General features: G+C 66.0%; 2 protein-coding genes. One reads left to right on the top strand and one right to left on the bottom strand.

All coding sequences use genetic code 11. From position 1 onward, the window contains the following. The first annotated feature begins 312 nt into the window (after nt 1-312). Complete coding sequence (locus G4D87_RS37825; protein ID WP_163787600.1) at nt 313-642, top strand: hypothetical protein; 330 nt, start codon at nt 313-315, stop codon at nt 640-642. 466 nt (nt 643-1,108) lie between these two features. On the opposite strand, the gene G4D87_RS37820 is transcribed toward G4D87_RS37825, so the two are convergent. After that, nucleotides 1,109-1,329, bottom strand: a 221-nt coding sequence (locus tag G4D87_RS37820) for a hypothetical protein (protein WP_163787599.1), incomplete at its 5' end; no start/stop codon positions are given.

Below are 1,329 nucleotides of genomic sequence, written 5' to 3'. Positions count from 1 at the left end.
TCCCACCACCGCGAGCCGGAGGCCGGCCAGCCCTCCAACCAAGGCACCAGCGGCAACTGACACCCATCGTATCAGCCCAAAGAAGGTGAACACCCGCGGTCTCCTTCCTGAAAATCACTGACACAAATGCCGCTCAACGAATTCGCCTTGAGCGGCACTCAAAAGACCTCCATGACGCGACTGATTCGGCGCGGGAGCGGTTTCCCTTCCCAGCAAGTAGCCTGCCAAACCGCCTCCTCCCATGGCAAGACCTTGGTGGAGGAGAAACCAAGCCGCAGGGCCCACCCATGACCCACGTAAGGAGGTTTCAAGATGTCTCTGGGTAAGGAATTTCAAGAGCAGCTCGTGATGGCCGCCACGGACCGGCACGTTCCCGCGCGGGTTCGGTCCGCCCTTGAGGCTTGGCGTGCTGTGGACCAGCGCTTCAATGAGTGGGTCCTGAGGGAGGCCAAGGTACGGCTGACCCAGGAGCAGCTCATCAATGACGTGGTGGAGCAGGATGCCGACGGCTTCGACGCCACCGGTGCGGCCTGGCTGAACTATCAGGCGCAGCCGACGCCCGAGAACGAGGCCGTGCTACTGCGCGCGCTCTCTGATTGGAGCGAGACGCAGACCTGCTTGATGCAGAAGTACACCGGGTGAGCTAACGGTCTGGCTCCTACCGGGGTGAAGGGCCTGGTCGATGTGTGCTTCGAGAACAACAACCAGGCCCACCTCATGTGATGCGCCGGGAGCATCCCCTGGACGGGTCGGGCGCGCAGCCCGGTGGATCGCTGTTCGGAAATGTCGGGACTTTTGTGGCGTCAAAACCCCCGACATTTCCGAACAGCGAGCTACCGGAGTGACTCCGGTCCCCCGCCGCGAGGGGGCCCCTGGGGTAGCCGCGTGGTCCGTTCAGCATGAAGTCCGGCACGGAGATGATGGCATGGCATCCGCGCGCGCCGTGCGCTGACGAGGTGCCCCGCGCGCATGCACTTCCACGCGAACCGCTCCGTCCTGCTGTCGCTCCTCCTGCCCTGCCTGGCGCTCGCGCAGCCCCTGGACGACACGCCGCGGAGGACACGTCCACTGCGGCGGCGCCGTCGCTCAGTTCATCTGCGCTGCGCGATCAGTCGTCCGAGCGCAGCGCCTCGTACAGCGGCACGCGGGTGACACGGCGCGCGGGCAGCCAGCTTGCCAGCAACGCCACTGCCGCGAGCAGCGCGGGCACGGCCGTGAAGGTGACGACGTCGAACGCACCCACGCCATACAGGACACTGGACAGGCTGCGCGCGAGCACGGCGGCGCCGCCAAGCCCCAGGAGGACGCCAGCCACGGCCATCCCAAGCC

This window comes from Myxococcus vastator, from assembly GCF_010894475.1.
In the GTDB taxonomy this organism is placed as follows: domain Bacteria; phylum Myxococcota; class Myxococcia; order Myxococcales; family Myxococcaceae; genus Myxococcus; species Myxococcus vastator.
Note: the sequence above shows the minus strand (reverse complement) of the source record. Positions and strands in the feature narration are given on the sequence as shown.